The following is a 17,295-nucleotide window of genomic DNA, read 5'->3' as shown; positions in this document are numbered from 1 at the left end:
TCCATATGCGTTGTCGCTCGCCCCGATGACCGCGGCGGGCTTGACCTTCCGCCTCCAATCCGCTCCCTTTGGCGCAACACAACGACCCTGTCAGGAAACCGCCAAGGTAATCCGCCATGTCTTTCGTCCTCGCCATCGACCAGGGCACCACCTCCTCGCGCGCCATCGTGTTTCGCAGCGACATCTCGATCGCCGCCCGTGCACAGCAGGAATTTCCGCAGCATTTTCCGGCCTCCGGTTGGGTCGAGCACGAGCCCGAGGACATCTGGACCTCGACCGTGATGGTTTGCCGCGAGGCGATCGAGCAGGCCGGCATCACCGCAAAGGACATCGCCGCGATCGGCATCACCAACCAGCGCGAGACCACCGTGGTGTGGGACCGCGCCACCGGGCAGGCCGTGCACCGCGCCATCGTCTGGCAGGACCGCCGCACCGCCGACATCTGCGCCAGACTGAAAGCCGACGGCCGCGAGCCGGTAATCTCGCAGAAGACCGGGCTGATCATCGATCCCTATTTCTCCGGCACCAAGATCGCCTGGATCCTCGATCACGTCCCCGGCGCGCGCGCCCGCGCCGCGCGCGGCGAATTGATGTTCGGCACCGTCGATTGCTATCTGCTCTGGCGTCTCACCGGCGGCAAGGTACACGCCACCGACGCCACCAACGCCTCGCGCACGCTGCTGTTCAACATCCACACCGGCCAGTGGGACGACGAGTTGCTGGAGATCATCGGCGTGCCGCGCTCGATGCTGCCCGAGGTGAAGGATTCATCGGCGCGCTTCGGCGAGAGCACGCCTGACCTGTTCGGCGGCGCGATCGCCATCTCCGGCATCGCCGGCGACCAGCAGGCCGCGACCATCGGTCAGGCCTGCTTCCGCCCGGGCATGATGAAGTCCACCTACGGCACCGGCTGTTTTGCCCTGCTCAACACCGGCACCACGCCCGTCGTCTCCAAGAACAAGCTGCTCACCACCGTCGCCTATCAGCTCGACGGCAAGCGGACCTACGCGCTCGAAGGCTCGATCTTTGTCGCGGGCTCGGCGGTGCAATGGCTGCGCGACGGCCTCGGCATCATCAAGCACGCCGCCGAGACCGGACCTCTTGCCGACCAGTCCGATTCCATGCAGAGCGTCTATCTGGTGCCGGCCTTCGTCGGCATGGGCGCGCCCTACTGGAATCCGCGCGTGCGCGGCGCGCTGTTCGGCCTCACTCGCAACACCGGGCCGGCCGAGCTCGCCCATGCCGCGCTGGAGAGTGTTTGTTATCAGACGTTCGATCTCTGGGCCGCGATGCGCGCGGACTGGCCGAGCTCGGAAACCGCCAGCGTCGTGCTCCGCGTCGACGGCGGCATGACCGCATCCGACTGGACCATGCAGCGGCTCGCAGACTTGCTCGATGCCCCCGTCGATCGCCCCGTGATTCAGGAGACCACCGCGCTCGGCGCCGCCTATCTCGCCGGCCTCCAGGCCGGCGTCTATCCCGAGCCGACGAAATTCGCCGACAACTGGCGGTTGGAGCATCGCTTCAAGCCGAACATGAGCCAGGCGACACGCGAGCGGAAGCTTGCAGGCTGGGCGAGGGCGGTGAAGGGCGTGCTGGCGAGTGACGAGGGGGAGGGGTAGGCGCGCGACCGCGGCGACGATTGATTCGGTTTCCACGCCATTTCGTTCTCCTTGGAAGGCCATTGGAGAACTCAGCCTGAATCAATCATGAGGCCCTGTCTGCGAGGGATCGCAATGCTGCGATGCCCGGCAGGAAGAAGTATTCTCCGCCGCGTGTACTCACGAACGCCGGCAGTCCGGGTAATCGACGCCGCGGCGCTCCGACACGCGGAATCGTGAACGTCCCGCTCCCGTCGTTGCCGCCGATTATTGGATCCTTGTCATTCTCCAGTCCGGCGAAGTCACCATCATTGATCCAGACCTTCTGAACAAACTCGAATTGACGCGCGATGTCGGCGTTGACCAGCAGCATGATGGCGCCGCGCTCGGCGCCGTCATCAGCAGTCGCATCTGCGGGCAGGCGCGACCCGTAGGGCAAACCCTGGCGCAGCAGCCGATGCCGATGGACGGATGTACCATTCGGGCCCGCCAGCCCCGAACGCGGATTGACGCGCCGCACGTGTGCCCCGATCGGGCAGCTCGTTCCCCGCAAGTCGTCGGAATACGTGAATTCGTTATTTCGCACTGGATCTCTGGCGAGCATCGGGTCGTCCTGCTCTGCTGCCAGAGCCAGCGGTGCGCCGCTTTGCCAGCGTCCCATCAGCTTCGCCGCCACGCGCGCGACGTCGGCCTCATCGGTTGCGGAGCTTCGCAGAAAACTGCGGAAGGCCCAGACATGCTGATGTAGCTTTCGCAACACCACGAAGGTGCCGTTGCCGGTGAAACTTGCCGGTGTGGGCAAGTCAGGGACTGCACCAGTCTCATCGGGCCTCCCGAGTACGAACTCGCCGGCCTTCAGGGCTCGCCAACCATTTGCGTCCGAAATGCCCGCGCCGGGCAAGGCGGGCTCCCCACTGCCTTCGATGGCGGGTTGCGTAATTCCGTCACGATAGCCGAAGTGCTCGACCGGAACGAGCCTGCCATCTGGCCCGGCCAGTAATTTCGCATCGATGGCACCAACTGCAGTCAAGCCGTTATCGCGCAAATCAGACAACAATGCCGTCGAAGCCGTATCGCGATCCGCGATCGTCATCGCACTCACCACGACGAGTGCGTGCACTCTCTCGTTGAACGGTGCATCCCACCGCGCCGGAGCGCTATCGCCAACATCGCCGAGCCGATCGGCCCGCGCAGCCATTCCCTGCTGGAATTCCTGTGGGAAGCTCGACAAGCTGGCCTCTGGCAGACCTGCCGCCGACAAACCTTGCCACGAGAGGGCGACGTTGAAAGCCATCGAAGGCGGTGCGTCCAGACCAGCCACACTGGTGCATCGCCCGGCGACACCACTGAACCATCGCCGGGCTTTCACCGGGTCGCTCACGTTCAGCAGATGATAATGCGCAAACGGGAAGCGATACGGCCGCATCGCCATCCCCTGGATATCGTTCCGATCCAGGTCGCCGGCAGCGGATTGCGCAGCCATTCCCGTCAACCGATCTGGTCAAGGAACGTGTCGAACTTGGCCTTCCAGGCCAGCGCCTTGTTGATGTCCGCGACGGTGGAATTTGGATAGGCACAATAATAACCGGTGGTTTCGATGGCGCTGCCAAGAATGTAATCGCGCAGTTTTGGATAATCGCGCGCTCCCGGATATCCCTCGCAATGGCCCCAGATCGCGTCGATTCCTTCGGGGGCGCGCTCGGCGAAATCACGCATATAGTCTTCCACGTCGCCATCGAAATTCGTCGCGAATAGCAAACGCGTATCATTGTCGAAAATGACCCAACGCACGATATGGATCGTCCCGAGAGAAGCGATTTTGCCGCCGCTTGCAGCGGTGAGCCCCTGGAGTGTCTGGCGTAAAGCCGCCGCATGATCGGGAAGGATCTTGGTAATGGCGGTGAGAGCGCTGATCTTCCCAACTTTCATTACAACGGTCATGGCAACTCCTCCCTGTTATCCGCCAGAACCGTTGCGAACGGCTCATGTGCGGAATGGCTGCATATATTACCTCACTTGCCTTCCGCCTGTATTCTAGCACGATTACAACTACAATTTGTGATCTGCTTCACTGATCGCCGCGGACAATTCCTGCGCAGCGAGTTTCGCTTGGTGAATGCGAGCGGCGGCAGATTGAGGTGGCGGACGATCCGCCGCGACGGCACTCGCGCACGGCGGCGCGGCATGTGCCGATCATTGATGAGCGCGCAGCTGCCTCCGCACCGTCATTGCGAGGAGCTCGCGGCAAAAGTGCGAAGCAATGTCGCGCTGCTGCGACGAAGCAATCCAGGTTGCTTCCGCGGAAAGATACTGGATTGCTTCGCTACGCTCGCAATGACGAAGTGGGCCGCCGCCGTCGTTCTTCGAATCGGCATACGCGGTCCGGGATCACCGGATCGCACGAGCACTTGGTTCCGGAAGATCATAGGGAGCGAGACGCCACAATCGCTCGGACAGCTTCTGTAGGGTGGGCGGAGCTTGAAGCTCTCCGTAGCTGGAGCGCAGTGGGAGACGTGGCTCCCATCGATGGATGACGAACACGACCCGATACTGGCTCGGCGCAGGTAGCCTTTGCCTGTAGTCGGCCTCGATCACCGTCTCGCCATCCGCGGTCAGGAACGTCTCGTTCCACGCCATCTCCGAGTGATCCTTGGGGTTTGTCGGATCGACCTGGGCAAAGTCTCTGACGGTGAATCGTGAGTCCGGGCTCGTGACCAGCACCTCGAGAAGGGCGGCGCCGTCCAAATAGAATCGCAGATCGCGCTCTAGCTCCTGTCGATCCTCATCAGGCAGCGGAACGAGCTCGTTGCCCCTGCCGGCATTGCGCAGGATGGCCTTAACCTCTTCGCTGAAATTGGGCGGGTCGTGGGAATCGACCAGTTCCTGGATTATGCGGGCGTAGTTGGCCTTGTCCGCGCTGAAAGAGTAGACGCCCAGGATACTCAGCGAGGGAGGTTTGTCGGCAGTCACGTCGATCTGGCCCTGTGCGGCGCCCATCGTGATCGACCCCGTGCATTGATCAAGAGCACGCGAAGCACGATCAAAACACCTTCTGCTCCGCCCTTGCCAGCGAAAATCCGCGCTGCATCGCGTTGAAGCACGTCAGTCCCGTCTGCTCCGATCGGCACGTGAATCCCGCGCGCTGCCAGACCTCGCCATAGGCGAGCACGGGCAGGGACGGATCCATGATGGTGTCGCCGGCGCAGATGCGGCCTGCGGCTCCCTTCGCGCTCATCTCGAAGGCGTTGCCCCATTCGAGTTCGCAATCGGCGGGCCGGCGCGGGCGCGTCTCCAGGTTCATGATATCGCAGCGGAGCACGCCCTGGCCGTTGTCGGCGAAAAATTGGCAGGCGATGTTTTTCGACGGCGTCAAAAAGCCGATCGGGCGGTCCTGCGCGTGGACGCCGTGGCCGGCCAGGGCAAGCAGGATTGACGTCAGCAGGATCGCCGTCAGGATGAGTCCGCGATACCCAATCATGCGAAGCTCGCTAGCTGTTGAAATTGACTGCCGTGGTGTTTGCGCCGCAGACCAGCACCGCGACCCGCTCGCCGGGAGAGGGACGATAGCGGCCGGAGAGCAAAGCGGCAAATGCGGCGGCGCCGCCGGGCTCGGCCACCACGCGAAGGCTCGACCACAGTGCCGCCTGCGCCTGCCGGATCGCGTCGTCGGCGACCAGGACGACTTGCTCGACATGGGCCCGCGCAATCGGAAACATCAATTGTCCGACACGTCGCGGGGCCAGACTATCGGCGGCGATGCCGCCCGCGGGCGCATCGATCGGCGCGCCCGCCGCGAAGGCGGCGTGAAGCGTTGGCGATTGCTCCGGCTCGACCGCCACGATGCGCGTCCTGCCGGCACTCCAGGCTGCCATACCACCGATCAGGCCGCCGCCGCCGACTGCGACCAGCACCGTGTCGATGCCCGCTGCATCCTGCTCCAGCTCCATTCCGACGCTGCCCTGACCGAGCAAGGTCTCGACCTGGTCGTAAGCATGCACCGCCATGGCGCCGGTCTGCGCGACATGGATTTCGCTCGCGGCGAGCGCGTCCGCATAGCGGCTGCCCGTAATCACGAGTTTCGCGCCATAGCCTTTGATGCGCTCGGCCTTGGCCGGCGAGGTGATGTCGGGCACGAAAATCGTGGCTGGAACACCGAGGCGCTGCGCCGCATAAGCCACCGCCGCGCCGTGATTGCCGCCCGATGCGGCGACGACACCGGTCTCCGGCAGCTGCCGTAATAGCAGATTGGCAAAGGCGCCCCGCGCCTTGAACGATCCGGAATGCTGCAGCATCTCGAGCTTGAACGTGACGGGCAGGGGCTTCAGGCCAAAATCGGCAAGATCGGCCTGGATGAGCGGCGTGCGCCTGATATGCGGACGGATGACCGCTTCGGTCGCCGCAATCCGCACCCGCGTGATGTCCATTGTCGCTCTCATGATGCCGTCCTTGATAGCGCATCCGGGTGTTGACATCAATTAGGTAATTAGCAAAATAGCTAAATGAAGTTCGCCGTCCCTTTGCGCGCGCTCGCCAACGAACGCCGCCTGCAGATCCTGGAATGGCTGCGGGATCCGCGGAAGCATTTTCGCGAGCAGGCCGATGGCGATCTGGTCGAGGACGGCGTCTGCGGATTGCTGATCGCCGAGAAGCTCGGCGTCAGCGCGCCGACGTTGAGCGAGCACATGCGGGTGCTGACGGCCGCAAAGCTGGTGCGCGCCAAGCGCGTCAAGCAGTGGACGATGTACAAGCGCAACGAGACCGCCATCGCTGCCATCAAGCGCTCGATCCAGGACGGTCTTTGAGCGTAGAACGCGCGCCTTGGGCGTGATGCTGACGAGAGCGCCATTGCAGCTGGCGCAATGCTCTATTTCCAAGATCTTCCTTGTGCGGCGGCACTCTTCTCGTCGAGACTGATCGGCCCTGCCGTATCCAACAAGCGAGAAGAGCGACAGCTATGTTCCTGATCGGCCAATACGACTCCCCCTTCGTCCGCCGCGTCGCGCTTGCGCTCCGGCTTTACGGGCTCCCCTTCGAGCACCGGCCGTGGTCGACCTTCGGCGATGCCGACAAGATCGCGCCGTATAATCCGCTGCGCCGCGTGCCGACGCTGGTGCTCGACGACGGCGAGGTCCTGATCGAGAGCACGATCATTCTGGATTATCTCGACGAACTCGTGGGACTCGAGAAAGCGATGCTGCCGCGGGACGGCGCTGATCGGCGTAGGCACCTTCGCATCTGCGCGCTCGCCTCCGGCCTCGGCGACAAGGCGGTGAGCCTGCTCTATGAACGCGTGCTGCGGAAGGAGCCGCTTGCGCTGTGGGTCGAGCGCTGTCAGGCGCAAATCGCGGACGTGCTTGGCGTGCTGGAAGCGGAACGCGCCAAGATACCGACGCCGTACTGGCTGGGTGACCGCATCGGCCATGCCGACATCGCGGTCGCCTGCGTGATCCGCTTCACCCGCGAGGCGCATCCGCAATTGTTCGACGCGGGACGCTATCCGGCGCTCACGGCGCATTCTGAGCGCTGCGAGGCGCTACCGGAATTCATGGAGATCGTCCAGCCCTTGGCGCCGCCGAAGGGGTGAGACGGGCATTGCGAGCGGGCTGCCCCTACTTGTTCAAGTGGGTACACTTGAGCGTGCCTGGCTTGGCGCCAGCGATGATTGCGTTTGGCGCCAGTATGACGCCGAAGAACAACTGGGCACCTGAGATCCGATCGGCGGCCTGCTGGCTGGCATCCAGATTGAGCTTTGCCGCGACCGTCGACGTCAGTTTGGCACGCTCCTCCACGGATACCGTGTCTCGGTATTTGATTTCGTAGACAAGATCGGCCTCCAGGACCGATTGCGTCTGGCACACCATGGCGCCGGTCGAGATGTTCAGCAGAACGACCTCCTCGCACGTGTCCTTCAGCAAGGCTCTACGTGCCACGAGCATCGATTCCTCGGAAATCGACTGAAGGGTGGTGTTCTCGAGTTTCAGGTGGATGGAGCTGATTTCGTTGATCCCGACACCCGCGTTCAACTTGTCCCGGAATTCTTCGGAAGCAGACAGCTTCTTTTCGATCGAAAGTTGCCAGTCACGGGCGATCGTTGGGGATCTCTTGACCTTGTTGACAAGCAGTTCGGGGCGGGCATCGCATGTCGGATGCAACTTGACTTTCTGATCGCCCAAAAATTCGACCGTATTGATCGTCCCCGGGCCACCGAACGTGTTCGGGGGGACGATCTCCAGATATCCGGCATCGTTGACGATCGCTGTGATCGCCGCCCTTCCGGGACGCGGCCACATGTACCAAGCCGTCCCAGCAACCATCGCGATCGCGACGAATAATCCCGTTGCCAACCAGGCCCAATTGAAGGCTATGGTTTTGCCGGACAACAGAGCTGACCTTTCTCGCCGCATGGCACGTATCCTCCCGGACATTCGGCCGCGGCAATCGTGGGCAGCAGACAAACGGCGATCGCGGCGACGAACAGCATCGTGAACTGTTTCATGTGCTCGACCCCAAACAATATTGGTTTGAAGGTAGTATGCCGAGAGAGTATCGAATCGAGGTTGAGCGGACAAGTGATCGAGTTCACAAGTGCCCGTTTTCCGCAGAACACGAAATGTTGAGGCGAGAGGTCGACAAGGCGCGTGGCTGAGCGCGCATGCCGAGCGTTCCGACGAGCCACATCGTTTCAGATTGCGGAGCAGCCGATGCTGCCGAAGGGATGAGGAAGCACTCGCATCCGCCGGAATACGGAAGTGCCACGGCCGACGATGATGGAATATTACAGGTGTTTTGCCCGACGGTGCAACCGCCGCGCGCGGGCAGAAAAATCCCAAGGCATTTCAACCCCATCGCTACTGTGCATGGGGTTGTTTTTCAGTTTTTGAGTGAGGGCGGACCTAGCCCGCGCCCGCGCGCTTCTTTTGCCAAACCAGATGCACCGCGCAGGTGCAGCCCGGCGGATGCGAGGCGAGATCCTTTGCCGTCTCGTCATTCGCCGCTGTCGCCGCGAAGGCCTTGTCCTCTCGCGAGGGGATGTAGTTCAAGACCGGCGCGAGCCAGCGCTCGGTTTCCGCGACGCTCATGCCCTTGCGCGCGGCATAGTCCTCGACCTGGTCGCGCTCGATCTTGCCGACGCCGAAATAATAGCTCTCTGGGTTCGCGAAATAGAGCCCGGACACGCTGCTGCCCGGCCACATCGCAAAGCTCTCCGTCAGCTTCACGCCCGCGGTGGCTTCCGCGTCGAGCAGTTCGAACAACGTCGCCTTCTCGGTGTGATCGGGCTGCGCGGGATAGCCTGGCGCGGGGCGGATGCCCTGATACTTCTCCAGGATCATCTCCTCGTTGGAGAGCGCCTCGTCCGGCGCATAGGCCCAGAACTCGCGGCGCACGCGGGCATGCATCCGTTCGGCGAAGGCTTCCGCGAGGCGGTCGGCCAGGGCCTTGCACAGGATCGACGAGTAGTCGTCATTGGCCATCTTGAAGCGGTCGGCAATCACGTCCTCGCCGATCCCGGCGGTGACGACGAAGCTGCCGACATAATCGGGCACGCCGGTGCCGACGGGCGCGATGAAGTCGGACAGCGCCGCGTTGAAGCGACCCTCGCGCTTCTCGAGTTGCTGGCGCAGCGTGTGCAGCGTCGCGATCGCCTTGGTGCGGCTCTCGTCGGCATAGAGCACGATGTCGTCGCCTTGCGCGTTCGCCGGCCAGAAGCCCACGGTGGCGCGCGCCCGGAACCATTTTTCCTTGACGATAAGATCGAGCATCTTGCGCGCGTCGTCGTAGAGTGAGCGTGCGACTTCGCCGACCTTGGCATCGTCGAGAATCGCGGGAAAGCGTCCGGCGAGCTCCCAGGTCTGGAAGAACGGCGTCCAGTCGATATAGGGCACCAGCTCGGCGAGATCGTAATCGTCAAAACTGCGGATGCCGAGGAAGGTCGGCTTGACGGGCCTGTTTGCGGTGAAATCAACCGGAACGCGGTTGGCGCGGGCCACGGCCAGCTTCAGCCGCTTCTTGTCGGCCTGCGCGCGAAAATGCGCATCGGAGATCTTTGCGTATTCGGCGCGCACCTCGGCGGCATAGGCCTCGCGCTTCTCCGGCGAGAGCAGCGAGGAGGCGACACCGACGGCGCGGCTGGCGTCGTTGACATGCACCACGGGACCGGCCCGATAGCTCGGGTCGATCTTGACCGCCGTATGCACGCGGCTCGTCGTGGCGCCGCCGATCAAGAGCGGCAGCTTCAGGCCTTCGCGCTGCAATTCGCCGGCGAAGAACGCCATCTCGTCGAGCGAAGGCGTGATCAGGCCGGAGAGACCGACGATGTCGGCCTTCTCCGCCTTCACGGTCTCGACGATCTTGGCTGCGGGCACCATCACGCCGAGATCGATGACCTCGTAATTGTTGCACTGGAGCACGATGCCGACGATGTTCTTGCCGATGTCGTGGACGTCGCCCTTGACGGTCGCGAGCACGATCTTGCCGGCGGACGAGCTTTTGCCCGCGTCGATGCCGTTGGCGGCGTTACGCGCCTTCTCTTCCTCCATGAACGGCATCAGCCAGGCCACCGCCTGCTTCATTACGCGCGCGGACTTGACGACCTGCGGCAAGAACATCTTGCCGTCGCCGAAGAGATCGCCGACGACGTTCATGCCGGCCATCAGCGGCCCCTCGATCACGTCAAGCGGGCGTTTCGACCCCTTGCGGGCCTCTTCGGTATCCTGCTCGATGAACTCGGTGATGCCGTGCACAAGCGAATGCGACAGCCGCTTCGCCACCGGCCATTCGCGCCATGCGAGATCGGCTTCCTTGGTCTGGGTCTTGTTGCCGCGGAATTTTTCCGCGAGCGCCAGCAGGCGCTCGGACGCGCCGGGGTCGCGGTTGAGGATGACGTCCTCGCACACCTGCCGCAATTCGGGATCGATGTCGTCATAGACGATCATCTGCCCGGCATTGACGATGCCCATGTCCATGCCGGCCTTGATGGCATGATACAGGAACACCGAGTGCATGGCCTCGCGTACCGGCTCGTTGCCGCGGAACGAGAATGACAGATTGGAGACGCCGCCCGAGATGTGCGCGCCAGGAAGGTTCTTGCGAATCCAGCGCGTCGCCTCGATGAAGTCGACGCCGTAATTGTTGTGCTCCTCGATGCCGGTCGCGATCGCGAAAATATTCGGATCGAAGATGATGTCTTCCGGCGGGAGGCCAACGCGGTTGACCAGGATGTCGTAGGCGCGCTTGCAGATCTCGGTCTTGCGCGCGAACGTGTCGGCCTGGCCGACCTCGTCGAACGCCATCACCACGACAGCCGCGCCGTGGCGGCGGGCGATGTTGGCCTCGTGAATGAATTTTTCCTCGCCTTCCTTCATCGAGATCGAGTTGACGACCGGCTTGCCCTGCACGCATTTCAGGCCAGCCTCGATCACGGAGAATTTCGAGGAATCGACCATCACGGGCACGCGGGCGATGTCTGGCTCGGCGGCGACGAGGTTGAGGAAGGTCACCATGGCCGCTTCGGAGTCGAGCAGACCCTCGTCCATGTTGACGTCGATGATCTGCGCGCCGTTCTCGACCTGGTCGCGCGCGACCTGCAACGCGGCGGTGTAGTCGCCGGCCGTGACCAGCTTGCGGAAGCGGGCGGAGCCGGTGACGTTGGTGCGCTCGCCGACATTCACGAACGGGATCGCGTCCGTCAGGATGAACGGCTCGAGGCCGGAGAGCCTCAAGCGCGGTTCGATCTTCGGCACGATTCGCGGCTTGTGCGGGGCGACCGCGGCCGCGATCGCAGCGATATGGTCCGGCGTGGTGCCGCAGCAGCCGCCGACGATGTTGACGAGGCCGTCACGCGCGAACTCGCCGACCAGGCGCGCCATGTATTCCGGGGTCTCGTCATACTGGCCGAACTCGTTGGGCAGGCCGGCATTGGGATAAGCACACACAAGCGTGTCGGCGACGCGGCCGATATCGGCGATATGCGCGCGCAGATCTTCCGCGCCGAGCGCGCAGTTGAAGCCGATCGTGACGGGCTTGGCGTGCTGCACCGAATGCCAGAACGCTTCCGGCAACTGGCCGGACAGCAGGCGGCCGGATTTGTCGGTAATGGTGCCCGACACCATCACGGGCATGTCGATGCCGCGCTGCTCGGTGATCTCGGCGATCGCGTAGAGCGCCGCCTTGGCGTTCAGGGTGTCGAAGATGGTCTCGACCAGCAGCAGATCGACGCCGCCGTCGAGCATGCCGTTGATCTGTTCGCCATAGGATTTGCGCAGATCGTCGAAGGTGACGGCGCGGTAGCCGGGATTGGAAACGTCGGGCGAGATCGAGGCGGTGCGGTTGGTCGGTCCGACGGCGCCGGCGACGAAGCGCGGCTTGCCGTCCTCGGCCTCGACGCGCCTTGCGGCGTTGCCGGCGAGGCGGGCGCCCTCGCGCGCCATCTCGTAGACGATGTCGGTGAGGTCGTAATCGGCCTGCGCGATCGAGGTCGTGGAGAAGGTGTTGGTGGCGACGATATCGGCACCGGCGCGCAAATACGCGGCGTGGATGTCCTCGATCGCCTGCGGCTGGGTCAGGATCAAGAGGTCGTTGTTGCCGCGCAAATCGCGATGGAAATTCTTGAAGCGCTCGCCGCGGAAGGCGGCCTCGTCGAACTGGAGGTTCTGGATCATCGTGCCCATGGCGCCGTCGAGCACGAGAATACGCTCGCGCGCGGCGTTGAGCAGGGCGGTTCGCTTGGAAGAGGTGGATACGGTCATGTTGTCTTACGCCGCCTTCTGCGCGCTCTTGGCGCGGATGCCGAGCAAATGGCTGATCGCGAACACGAGATCGGCGCGGTTCATGGTGTAAAAATGGAAGGTGTCGACGCCGCGCTTGGCGAGCTTCTGCACCTGGCCGGCCGCGACGGTCGCCGCCACCAGCTTGCGGGTCTCGGCATCGTCGTCGAGGCCCTCGAATTTCGCGGCGAACCAGTCCGGCACGGTGGTGCCGGCGCGGGTGACGAAGGCTCTCGCCTGCTTGAAATTGTGCATGGGCATGATGCCCGGCACGATCGGAATGTTGATGCCGCGGGCGCGGACGCGGTCGAGATAGCGGAAGTAGAGATCGTTATCGAAGAACACCTGGGTGATCGCGCGCGTCGCGCCCGCATCGACCTTGGCCTTCAGCGTGTCGATATCATCGTCGAAGTCGCGCGCCTCGGGGTGCTTCTCGGGGTAGGCCGAGACCGAGACCTCGATATCGCCGTGCCGCTTCCTGATGCCGGCGACGAGCGCGGCGGACGTCTGGTATCCGTCGGGATGGCTGCAATAGGCCGTGCCGATGCCGGCGGGCGGGTCGCCGCGCAGGCCGACGATGTGGCGAACGCCGACCTCGTGATAGCGATCGACGATCTCGTCGATCTCGCCGCGCGAGGCACCGACGCAAGTGAGATGCGCGGCCGGCAGCAGCGCGGTCTCCTTCAGAATGCGCGAGATCGTCGAGTGGGTGCGCTCACGGGTCGAGCCGCCGGCGCCATAAGTCACCGAGACGAATTTCGGGTCGAGCGGGGCCAGCCGGTTGATGGTGTCCCAGAGATTCCGCTCCATATCTTCGGTCTTGGGCGGAAAGAATTCGAAGGAGATCGCAGGCCGCTTCAGGTGCCCGTCTTGCCCGTCGGCTTGGGCAGGAATCGTCACGTCAGTCATGGGCACCACTCGCTCCAGATTATTCGCCAGGTTTTGGCGGCCGGCGGTCAGCTCTAGCTTCGGACGTCCAAGATAGGGTAAAGGCGGTCTGATCGACAGCCCATCGCTGATGGGAAGTGGCCCACTTCTCGTGCATTATGTAGAATTTTGATGCCCATCCGTTCAATCGTGGGAAGGGTTGGCATCGAAAAATACTTCGATATTTCAAGTTGTTGATAAGGCGCCGGGTAATTTTTTCGTTCAGCTCTGGTTGTGGGCAATTTGAGTTTTATATGATGGAGAGGTCGTTTGGCCCAACAGCTCGCGCAGGCCGTGGCGACTCGCGGCCCGCACGTCTGACCTGCGCGGCCTGCCCATTGCCGCCGCGCTGCGCTCCACTAATTTAGCGCGCCATGATCCCGCTCTCAGTCCTCGACCTCTCGGTCGTCACCACAGGCACCAAGCCCGCCGCTGCGCTGCGCAACAGCATCGATCTGGCGCGTCATGTCGATGGGCTCGGCTATGTCCGCTATTGGCTCGCCGAGCATCACAACCTCGCCTCCGTCGCGAGCCCGGCGCCCGACGTGATGATCGGGCAGATCGCGGCGGTGACGAACCACATCCGCGTCGGTTCCGGCGGCGTGATGCTGCCCAATCACGCGCCGCTGGTCGTGGCCGAGCGCTTCAAGATGCTGGAGGCGTTGTTTCCCGGCCGCATCGACCTCGGTCTCGGCCGCGCCCCCGGCACCGACGGTGCCACGGCCTATGCGCTGCGTAGCCGGCTCGATCGCCGTGAAGGCGACGATTTCCTCGAGCGGCTGCACGAATTGATCCTGTGGCAGACCCGGGAATTCCCCTCGGGCCATCCCTACCACAACGTCGTCGCCATGCCCGACGATACGCCGTTGCCACCGATCTGGCTGCTCGGCTCCAGCGATTATTCCTCGGAGCTCGCGGCCCAAGTCGGCATGGGCTTCGCCTTCGCCCATCATTTCGCGTCTCACGATGCGATCGACGCGATGGTACATTACCGTAACCGCTTTCAGCCGTCGGCCTGGAGCGCGAGCCCCCGCGCGATCCTGGCCGTCGCAATCATCACGGCGGACACCGATGAGGAGGCAGAAAAGCTCGCGACCTCGTTCGACCTCAACCGCCTGCGCCGCGACCGCGGCCAGTATCTTCCGCTGCCGAGTGTGGAGGAAGCGCTGGCATATCCCTATACGGATTCCGAGCGCACCTCGATGCTCCGCAACCGCTCGCGCCTGTTCGTCGGCAGTCCCGCGACCGTGCAGAAGACGCTGCAGCCGCTGATCGACGCCAGCAAGCCGGACGAGTTGATGGTGATCACCGCGGTGTATGATCACGAGGCGCGAAAGAAGTCTTATTCGCTGCTGGCGGAGGCGTTCGGATTGGCGATGCAGGCGGCCTAGGCCGAGGCTATTCCATCGTCGCCCGGAACGGGTGCCCCGGATACACGCCGACGATGCGGAATTCGCGCGAGAAGAATTTCAGCTCCTCGATCGCAAACGCGAGGCCCTTGTCATCGGGGTGGCCGTCGACGTCGGCGTAAAACTGGGTGGCGAAGAAATTGCCGTCGACCATGTAGCTTTCGAGCTTGGTCATGTTGACGCCGTTGGTGGCAAAGCCGCCGAGCGCCTTGTAGAGCGCGGCCGGCAAATTGCGCACGCGAAATACAAAAGTGGTGACCAGCGGCCCGGAGCTTTGCGCGGCCCATTTCGGCTCGCGCGCCAGCACCACGAAGCGCGTGGTGTTGTGTGCCTCGTCCTCGATGTCCTCGGCGAGGATGTCGAGGCCGTAGATTTTTGCGGCAAGGCGCGAGGCGATCGCGGCGACGCTCTTGTCGTTGCGCTCGGAGATGTCGCGGGCGCTGCCGGCGGTATCGGCGTGCACGATCGGCTTGATGCCGAGCTTGCGGATGATGCGCCGGCACTGGCCGAGCGCGTGGACATGGCTCTCGACGCTCTTGATGTCTTCGAGCTTTGTGCCTTTCACCGCCATCAGCTGGTGGCGGACCGGCAAGAACCATTCGCCGATGATGAAAAGGCCTGAGGCCGGCAGCAGATGATGGATGTCGGCGACGCGGCCCGCGACCGAGTTCTCGATCGGGATCATGCCGAGATCGGCCTCGCCCGACGAGATCGCCGACAGCGCGTCCTCGAAAGTGGCGCAGGGCATCGGTTCGGCGTCGGGATAGGCCTCGACGATGGCGATGTGGGAATTGGCTCCCGGTTCGCCCTGGAATGCGATTTTCAGCTTGCTCATGACGGGCCTTGTAGCAGCGGCTCAGGATTTGGAAAGGATGCTGCGCGCGGTCTCGAGGTCCGCAGGCGTGTCGACCCCGCGAGGCACGGTATCGACGACGGTAAAGTCGATGCGCATTCCGGCTTCCAGCGCCCGGAGCTGCTCGAGCTTCTCCTGCAATTCCAGCGGCGAGGGCGGCAGCGCGACGAAACGCTCCAGCGCGGCGCGGCGATAGGCGTAGAGACCGATATGGTGGTAGCGCGGTCCGTCCCCGGTCGGCGCCGTGGCGCGGGTGAAATAAAGTGCGCGCATCCGCCGGCCTCCGAGCGAGGTTCCCACGGCCTTCACGACACTCGGCGCGAGGTCCTCCTCCTCGGTGTGGATCTGGGAGGCCAGTGTTGCGATGTCCACGGCGGGGTCTTGCAGCGGCTGCAGCACCTCGCGAATATTGTCGATCGTGATCGTGGGGAAATCGCCCTGGAGATTGACCACGATCTCGGCCTTGCCGTCCGGATCGAGCTTCCGCATGGCCTCGTGGATGCGGTCCGAGCCGGAGGGGTGCTCCGAGCGAGTCATCACGGCCTCGCCGCCATGAGCGGATACGACGGAGGCGATCTCGGCGGTGTCGGTTGCAACCGCGACCCGGCCGATGCCGGCGGCTTCGGCGCGACGCATCACGTGCACGATCATCGGCAGGCCCGCGATATCGGCGAGCGGCTTGCCGGGCAGGCGGGTGGCCGCCATGCGGGCCGGGATCAGCACCAGGATGCGGGGGTCGGTCATGGGTTCAAAGGTTTGGGTTCAGGGGCCTGGAAAGGGTACGTTTTCCGCACCGAGAAATGGGGTGGGGACGGGCACAAGGCGGGGTCGCTTATACGGGTTGCCAGACCCCGGGCAAACCGATATCTCAATGGCAAAACTCGGGGAAACAAGAAGGACCATTTGATTCTCCCGAGGCTCGTCCTGGCGGCCGCTCGGCCGCTGTTTCCTTCTTGCGGTGTGGGGCCTAGCCGGAAATGGACTCTTTCGAACTCAACAAGATTCTCGGTGCCGTGCTCGGCACCTGTCTCATCCTGCTGGTGACGAGCTTCACCGCGAGCGCGCTGTTCTCGCCCAAGATGCCGGAAAAGCCGGGCTTCGAGATCGCCGTGAAGGAAGTGGCCGGCCACGAGGGTGGTGCTGCGGCCGCTGCTGCGCCCTCCGAGCCGATCGAAAAGCTGCTCCAGACCGCCTCGGTCGAGAAGGGCGCCTCCGCCGCCAAGAAGTGCGGCGCCTGCCACACGTTCGAGAAGGGCGGCCCGAACCGCGTCGGTCCGAACCTCTACGGCGTCGTCGGCGATCATGTCGGCGAGGGCCGTGGCGGCTTCAACTTCTCGGCCGCGATGAAGGGCAAGGGCGGCGCCTGGGATTTCGATGCGCTCAACAAGTTTATCGCCAATCCGAAGGGTTACATCCCCGGCACCGCGATGGGTTTCGCCGGCATCCCGAAGGATAGCGAGCGCGCCGACGTGATCGCCTATTTGAACAGCCTCTCCGACAGCCCGAAGCCGCTGCCCACCGCGGCGAAATAAGGTCTTTCGGCAATCAGTCTTGGAATATGCGGCCAGGCTGAAAAGCCTGGCCGTTTCCTTATCCGGGCCTCGCGGTGAGTTTATCGGGGCGTTTGGCCGCATGGGAGGGGCGGTCGGGCTTCCAAGATGAGGAAAAAGCAACATATTCCGTCGAAACCTCGCCTATATTGGGACCTTAAAGGAGTAGCCTCCTTCAAGACAGGAATGTTG

General features: G+C 63.5%; 15 protein-coding genes. 5 read left to right on the top strand and 10 right to left on the bottom strand.

Annotated features, from left to right (window positions below):
- The first annotated feature begins 116 nt into the window (after positions 1–116).
- Positions 117–1,622 carry a glycerol kinase GlpK gene (gene glpK, locus IVB31_RS06910; protein ID WP_247320178.1) on the top strand — a complete coding sequence of 502 codons (1,506 nt, stop codon included), beginning with the start codon at positions 117–119 and terminating at the stop codon, positions 1,620–1,622.
- 85 nt (positions 1,623–1,707) lie between these two features.
- On the opposite strand, the gene IVB31_RS06905 is transcribed toward glpK, so the two are convergent.
- From IVB31_RS06905 to IVB31_RS06885, 5 genes are all read right to left on the bottom strand, one after another.
- On the bottom strand, positions 1,708–3,084 hold the full coding sequence (locus tag IVB31_RS06905; RefSeq protein ID WP_247320176.1) for a Dyp-type peroxidase: 1,377 nt from the start codon (positions 3,082–3,084) through the stop codon (positions 1,708–1,710).
- Between the two features lie 5 nt (positions 3,085–3,089).
- The gene (locus IVB31_RS06900; protein ID WP_247320174.1) at positions 3,090–3,542 is read right to left on the bottom strand and encodes a hypothetical protein; all 453 of its coding nucleotides are present in this window, start codon (positions 3,540–3,542) and stop codon (positions 3,090–3,092) included.
- A gap of 447 nt (positions 3,543–3,989) precedes the next feature.
- The gene (locus IVB31_RS06895) at positions 3,990–4,598 is read right to left on the bottom strand and encodes a hypothetical protein (protein ID WP_247320172.1); all 609 of its coding nucleotides are present in this window, start codon (positions 4,596–4,598) and stop codon (positions 3,990–3,992) included.
- Between the two features lie 43 nt (positions 4,599–4,641).
- The gene (locus IVB31_RS06890; protein ID WP_247320170.1) at positions 4,642–5,079 is read right to left on the bottom strand and encodes a DUF6636 domain-containing protein; all 438 of its coding nucleotides are present in this window, start codon (positions 5,077–5,079) and stop codon (positions 4,642–4,644) included.
- A gap of 10 nt (positions 5,080–5,089) precedes the next feature.
- Complete coding sequence (locus IVB31_RS06885; protein ID WP_247320168.1) at positions 5,090–6,073, bottom strand: threonine/serine dehydratase; 984 nt, start codon at positions 6,071–6,073, stop codon at positions 5,090–5,092.
- Between the two features lie 27 nt (positions 6,074–6,100).
- Here IVB31_RS06885 and IVB31_RS06880 point away from each other — a divergent pair, with 27 nt between their 5' ends.
- Both IVB31_RS06880 and IVB31_RS06875 read left to right on the top strand, forming a co-directional pair.
- Positions 6,101–6,403 (top strand): helix-turn-helix domain-containing protein, encoded by a 303-nt coding sequence (locus IVB31_RS06880; RefSeq protein ID WP_247320165.1) that lies wholly within the window; start codon positions 6,101–6,103, stop codon positions 6,401–6,403.
- Between the two features lie 152 nt (positions 6,404–6,555).
- Entirely contained in the window at positions 6,556–7,185 is a 630-nt protein-coding gene (locus tag IVB31_RS06875) for a glutathione S-transferase family protein (RefSeq protein WP_247320163.1), read from the top strand.
- A 25-nt stretch (positions 7,186–7,210) separates the two neighbouring features.
- Here the strand turns inward: IVB31_RS06875 and IVB31_RS06870 are convergent, their stop codons facing one another.
- From IVB31_RS06870 to metF, 3 genes are all read right to left on the bottom strand, one after another.
- Positions 7,211–7,981 (bottom strand): hypothetical protein, encoded by a 771-nt coding sequence (locus tag IVB31_RS06870; RefSeq protein ID WP_247320161.1) that lies wholly within the window; start codon positions 7,979–7,981, stop codon positions 7,211–7,213.
- A 513-nt stretch (positions 7,982–8,494) separates the two neighbouring features.
- Positions 8,495–12,346: a methionine synthase gene (gene metH, locus IVB31_RS06865; protein ID WP_247320160.1), complete on the bottom strand. Its 3,852-nt coding sequence runs from the start codon at positions 12,344–12,346 to the stop codon at positions 8,495–8,497.
- 6 nt (positions 12,347–12,352) lie between these two features.
- The gene (gene metF, locus IVB31_RS06860; RefSeq protein WP_247320158.1) at positions 12,353–13,273 is read right to left on the bottom strand and encodes a methylenetetrahydrofolate reductase [NAD(P)H]; all 921 of its coding nucleotides are present in this window, start codon (positions 13,271–13,273) and stop codon (positions 12,353–12,355) included.
- A 392-nt stretch (positions 13,274–13,665) separates the two neighbouring features.
- Between metF and IVB31_RS06855 the strand changes: the two genes are divergently transcribed.
- Positions 13,666–14,682, top strand: coding sequence for an LLM class flavin-dependent oxidoreductase (locus IVB31_RS06855; protein WP_247320157.1), 1,017 nt, complete (start codon positions 13,666–13,668; stop codon positions 14,680–14,682).
- 7 nt (positions 14,683–14,689) lie between these two features.
- Here IVB31_RS06855 and IVB31_RS06850 read toward each other — a convergent pair whose 3' ends face one another.
- Together IVB31_RS06850 and IVB31_RS06845 are read right to left on the bottom strand one after the other, a co-directional pair.
- Complete coding sequence (locus IVB31_RS06850) at positions 14,690–15,535, bottom strand: prephenate dehydratase (protein WP_247320154.1); 846 nt, start codon at positions 15,533–15,535, stop codon at positions 14,690–14,692.
- Positions 15,536–15,556: 21 nt separating this feature from the next.
- Positions 15,557–16,297, bottom strand: coding sequence for a 3-deoxy-manno-octulosonate cytidylyltransferase (locus IVB31_RS06845; protein ID WP_247320152.1), 741 nt, complete (start codon positions 16,295–16,297; stop codon positions 15,557–15,559).
- A gap of 233 nt (positions 16,298–16,530) precedes the next feature.
- On the opposite strand from IVB31_RS06845, the gene IVB31_RS06840 reads away from it, so the two are divergent.
- Positions 16,531–17,085 (top strand): cytochrome c family protein, encoded by a 555-nt coding sequence (locus tag IVB31_RS06840; RefSeq protein ID WP_247320150.1) that lies wholly within the window; start codon positions 16,531–16,533, stop codon positions 17,083–17,085.
- The last annotated feature ends 210 nt before the right edge of the window (positions 17,086–17,295 follow it).

It is taken from the genome of Bradyrhizobium sp. 21 (assembly GCF_023073335.1).
In the GTDB taxonomy this organism is placed as follows: Bacteria; Pseudomonadota; Alphaproteobacteria; order Rhizobiales; family Xanthobacteraceae; genus Bradyrhizobium.
Note: the sequence above shows the minus strand (reverse complement) of the source record. Positions and strands in the feature narration are given on the sequence as shown.